The sequence below is a fragment of the uncultured Mobiluncus sp. genome, assembly GCF_902488535.1.
GTDB lineage: Bacteria > Actinomycetota > Actinomycetes > Actinomycetales > Actinomycetaceae > Mobiluncus.
Map to the genome: position 1 here is coordinate 1 of NZ_CABTWO010000037.1, position 5,328 is coordinate 5,328.

Genomic DNA, 5,328 nt, shown 5'->3' on the forward strand with positions numbered 1-5,328 from the left:
CCCCCGCCGCTCCTCCCCCCGCTGCTGCCCGTGACTGCCGGGGCGGATGCACGAGCGACCGATTTCAACCCGGATTCTGGGTTGGTGCCGAACTTTAGTTTTCTAAACCCGTAGGTAGAAGCGATTTGACCCTGGGGGAGTTGGCTCTGGGCGCAGTGAAATCGGTCGTTCGTGCCACAAAGGTGGGGTCCGAGGTCTATCGCGCCACCGCGAACCGCGCGCACCGGCCTTGTGACCCCACCGCCCTCGCACCGGCCTTGTGACCCCGCCCGCACCGGCCTTGTGACCTGTAGTCCCCGCGAACCGATCCGGCGCCAAAACCCCGCGCCGGCGGGGCGAATCGGTAAGATAAAAACGTAAGGAACAAAACGGCTCAGGGAGGCCCGGTGCAAATCAAGCAAACACTGGCACAAATGACCGCGGGGGTCGCGCTGGCGGCGCTGGCGGCAACCGGGCTGGCGGCGTGTTCCAGCCCCGCGACCTCGGACCAAAGCCTGAATAAACCGGGGAACTCAACTGATACCCTAATCAACGTGGCAGCGACCGAACCGGAGCGATCCCTGATTCCGGCCGATTCCTCGTATTCATCGGGAGCTACGTTCGTCAGCCTGCTGTTTTCCGGCCTGTCCTACTTGAACCCGGACGGAACCATCGTAAATGAGCTGGCCACCGCGGTGGTGCCGAACCCGGACTGCACGGAGTACGACATCCAAATCCGCTCGGGCGAAGTGTTTTCCGATGGCACCAAGCTGAAATCTGACAACTTTATCCGGGCTTGGAACGACGCCGCCAGGGCCTCCAATCGGCGCCTAAAAGCGGGGCTGTTTGAACCCATCGAGGGCTTTTCCGCCACGGCGAACCAAGACCTGACCGGCCTGCAGCGCCTGAGCGACACGCAATTCAAAGTCCACCTGACCCAGCCGACCTGCGATTTTCCGATGCGGTTGACCGACCCGGCGTTTGTGCCACTGCCGGATTCCGCCTTTGACTCGGCGGGCAACGTGACTTCGGGCTTCGGCGAAAACCCCTACGGCTACGGGCCGTACATGCTGGCGCGGGAGGGCGCCTGGGAACACGGCATTCAGCTGACTTTGGTGCCCAACACCCGCTATCACGGGCCGCGCCAAGCCCAAAACTCCGGACTGGCTTTCAAGTTCTACCACGACCCGGACCAAGCCTATGAGGACCTGACCAGCGGCGCTTTGGACATTGACGAGGAACTGCCGGACAGTGCGAAAGACAGTTTTACCGAACAGCTCCAGGATCGCACGCTCACCGTGTCCTCGGCGCACGTGAAATTCCTGGCCATCCCCTCCAGCGGGCATTTCGCGCTAAACACCGACGAGGGCCGGCTACGCCGCGCCGCCGTGTCCCAAGCCATCAACCGCGAGGACATCGTTAAACGTTTCTTTAACGGCACCAGGGAGGTCGCCACTGATTTCGTGACCCCCACCCTTGCGGGTCACACCGCGAAGCTGCCGGGTAACGAAGTGCTGACCTATCGGCCTGACGTCGCCCGAAGCTTGTGGGACCAAGCAAACCAGATTTCGCCCTGGACAGAGGGAGACACCTTTACCATCGCTCGGCCCGACAACGGGTTGAATGCCTGGATTGATGTGGCTTTGGGGACCATCGGGTCGACTTTGGGGATTCGCACCGCGGGCAAGTCTTACCTCGATCAGCGCGCCATAGATATGGCCGTGACCCGCGGCGATATCGACTCGGCTTTCCTGGTGGATTGGCAGTCGCCCTATCCGGGGATGCATTCCTACCTGCAGCCGTGGTTTGCCACCGGGGGTTATGCCAACAGTATCGGGTATTCCGCCCCGGATTTTGATGCGGCTCTGAATCACGCGCGCGGCGTGAGCGAGGACGCGGCGGCTAACCGTGAATATCAGCACGCCGAGGCGATACTGCTGCGTGACCTGCCGGTTTTGCCGCTGTGGCACGCGAAGTCCCTGATTGGGTGGTCCCCCCAGGTTAAGGACGTGGAGCCGAACTGGCGGGGCAGCGTGCAGTATTGGAAAGTCGCCGAGAATTAGGCGCTGGAGCCGCGCCAAAAGGTGCCAAACAAGTGGCGTAATCTTAGGTCAGGGGATAAACTAAAAGCTGACTAATCGTGACTTCAAGGAGGGACTCGGGCTATGGGCCGTGGCCGCCAAAAAGCTAAGCAGCAAAAAGTCGCACGCCGACTGAAATATGAGACTCCGGAAATGGATCTCGAGGCGCTGCAGCGGGAACTATCAGGCAAGTCCGGTGAGGATTCGTGGGACGATGATCCCTACGCTAAATACGCTGAACCCGATTACGATAAGTGGGCTGATTACGCTGACGACGACCCTGACCAGGGCGATGATGGCGGAGACTCCGCGTGAAGCCGGGGTTGCCCATCTTCGGTAATGCTGCAATGACCTGCTCCGCTGACTTGGCTCGACACGACTCTGACGATAGACCGCACGATGAGTGCGGTGTTTTTGGTGTCTGGGCGCCGGGCGAGGAAGTCGCGCGCCTGACCTATTTCGGCATTTATGCCCTGCAGCACCGCGGTCAGGAATCGGCCGGTATCGCCGCTTCGGACGGGTCCAAGATTTTGGTTTACAAGGACATGGGATTGGTTTCTCAGGTGTTCAAAGACCGGGACTTGGCGTCCTTGCAAGGTCATCTCGCGTTGGGTCACGTTCGCTATTCGACCGCCGGGATGTCCTCTTGGCAAAACGCCCAACCAACGCTGGGTCCCACCGCTTTCGGAACCCTCGCGATGGCGCACAACGGGAACCTTGTGAACACCCGGGGTCTGCTGGAAGAACTGCTGCCCGCGGAAGGAAAACCGACCTCCGGCCTGGTGAACCCCGCCGATAAACCCGTGGCCCCCGGAACGCCCGCCACCGGCCCTTTTGCCTCCCGTAAACCCGCGGAATCGGCCGCCCAAACCGTCGCCGACGTGAAAGAGCAGAAGGCTCACGGCCTGCAAGACTCCTCGTCGGACACGATGCTGTTGATGAAGCTCATTGACTCCGTGTCCACCCACGCCGTCTCGATCGGCGGAGAGCCGCCGCTGTTGAGCGTCATGCGGGAAATCCTGCCGAAGTTGGACGGCGCGTATTCCCTGGCGTTTATCGACGAAACCACGCTTTATGCGGCGCGCGATCCGCAGGGGATTCGGCCCCTGGTGCTGGGACGGCTGCCGAACGGCTGGGTGGTCGCCTCCGAAACCGCCGCGCTGGACATAGTCGGCGCGACTTTCGTGCGTGAAATCGCGCCCGGCGAGCTGATTGCTATCAACGAAAACGGGGTTCATTCCGAGGTTTTTGCCCCGGCTCGGCCCGCGGGCTGCGTGTTTGAATACGTGTACCTGGCCCGACCGGACACCACCATTGCGCGGCGCTCCATCGCCGCTGCGCGCCGTTCGATGGGGGCCGCCTTGGCTCGCGAACATCCGGTCGAGGCTGACCTGGTCATGGCGACCCCGGATTCCGGGACGCCGGCCGCTATCGGCTACGCTGAGGAATCCGGGATCCCATTCGGGCAAGGCCTGGTGAAAAACGCCTACGTGGGCCGGACTTTCATCCAGCCGACCCAAGCCATGCGCCAGATGGGGATTCGCCTGAAACTCAACCCGCTGCGCTCCGTGATAGAGGGCAAACGCCTGATTGTGGTCGATGATTCCATCGTTCGGGGCAACACGCAGCGGGCCGTCATCCAGATGTTGCGGGCGGCTGGCGCTGCCGAGGTCCACGTGCGGATTTCCAGCCCGCCGGTCATGTGGCCGTGCTACTACGGGATTGATTTCGCCACCCGTGCCGAGCTCATCGCCACCGGCATGGACATTCCTGAAATTTGCCGTTCCATCGGGGCGGATACCTTGGGCTACCTGTCCTATGAGTCCATGGTCGAGGCTACCGGCCAGCCCGAAAATGAGCTGTGTACCGCGTGCTTCTCCGGGCGATATCCCACCCGTTTGGCGGACCTGGAAACCGCGGGAGCCCTCCCGCCGGGAGTGACCTTTTGTGGGGGAAAGGAGTGACCGGCATGAATTTTGGCGATGTTCCAGCCGAAAACACCGCAGCGAACAGCGCTAACGCCTACGCGCGCGCCGGAGTCGACACCCAGGCTGGCGACCGGGCGGTGGAACTGATGAAAACCGCGGTGCAAGCCACCCAAGGGCCGGAAGTTTTGGGCGGCACCGGCGGGTTCGCGGGCCTCTATGATGCCGCGGCCGCGGGGATGACCACCATGCGCCGCCCGCTGTTGGCGACGTCTACCGACGGGGTCGGCACCAAGATTGAGCTGGCCAAAGCGATGCGGATTTATGACACTATCGGTCAAGACCTGGTGGGAATGGTCGTTGACGACCTCACTCCGGCGGGGGTGCGACCCCTGTTCATGACCGATTACATCGCCTGCGGCCGGGTCGTCCCCCAGATGATTGCGGCCGTGGTCGAGGGCATCGCCCGGGCTTGCCAGGCAGTGAACTGCGCGCTGGTGGCGGGCGAGACGGCAGAACACCCCGGTGTCTTGGGGGTTGAGGATTTTGATGTGGCCGGAGCGGCGACCGGAGTAGTGGACGCGCCTCGATTGCTGGGACCCCAGCGGGTTTGTGCCGGGGACCTGGTGGTGGGTTTTGCTTCCAGTGGTTTGCATTCCAACGGATATTCCCTGGTGCGCCGGATTGTGGCTGACGCGGGGGTGGATTGGGATTCTTCGATTCCGCAGTCTTACGGGGTGGCGGCGCCGAGCGGCTCGCCGTTTGCTAAAGCCGCTGACTATACCTTGGGCCTGGCCTGCCTGGAACCGACCCGGTTGTATTCCCAGCTGTGTTTGCAACTGGAAGATTCTGGCTGGCACGCTGCCCGCCAAGCCGGCGATTTTGCCGGGGAACTGGACGGAAACCGGGTTCACGCGTTTGCTCACGTGACCGGTGGCGGTTTGGCTGCAAATCTGTGCCGGGTCATTCCCGCTGGGCTACACGCGGTAGTGGACCGTTCGACCTGGCAGGTACCGGGAATTTTCCGCTACCTGATGGATTTGGGCGGGGTGGACGTGACCAGTGCCGAGGACACCTGGAACCTCGGTGTGGGCATGGTGGCTATCGTGCACCCTGATTTCGTGCCCGCCACGATGATGGCGGCACAGGTCGCCGGCATGGAATCTTTTGTCATGGGACGTGTCAGTGATGGCGTTCCCGCAGGTGAGCGCCAGATTTCGGGGACTAAAGGGGTCACCGGAGGAACCGTGGCCATGCTCGGTGAATACCGGTATTAGCCCGGGCTACTGTCAATCGCGTGGATAAAAGGTGGAATACAGGCAATAGCTGCCAATAATGGCAGC

The 5,328-nt window shown here is 62.0% G+C and carries 4 protein-coding genes; all 4 read left to right on the forward strand.

Going from position 1 to position 5,328, the window contains the following annotated elements; translation table 11 throughout:
• Positions 1-386 precede the first annotated feature (386 nt).
• The 4 genes from RDL66_RS08825 to purM all read left to right on the forward strand — a co-directional run bounded on the left by RDL66_RS08825 (position 387) and on the right by purM (position 5,262).
• Positions 387-2,042: an ABC transporter substrate-binding protein gene (locus RDL66_RS08825; RefSeq protein ID WP_308536609.1), complete on the forward strand. Its 1,656-nt coding sequence runs from the start codon at positions 387-389 to the stop codon at positions 2,040-2,042.
• Between the two features lie 102 nt (positions 2,043-2,144).
• Positions 2,145-2,375, forward strand: coding sequence for a DUF3073 domain-containing protein (locus RDL66_RS08830; protein WP_308536611.1), 231 nt, complete (start codon positions 2,145-2,147; stop codon positions 2,373-2,375).
• 32 nt (positions 2,376-2,407) lie between these two features.
• Entirely contained in the window at positions 2,408-4,024 is a 1,617-nt protein-coding gene (purF, locus tag RDL66_RS08835; protein ID WP_308536613.1) for an amidophosphoribosyltransferase, read from the forward strand.
• 5 nt (positions 4,025-4,029) lie between these two features.
• On the forward strand, positions 4,030-5,262 hold the full coding sequence (gene purM / locus RDL66_RS08840; RefSeq protein ID WP_308536614.1) for a phosphoribosylformylglycinamidine cyclo-ligase: 1,233 nt from the start codon (positions 4,030-4,032) through the stop codon (positions 5,260-5,262).
• Positions 5,263-5,328: the final 66 nt, after the last annotated feature.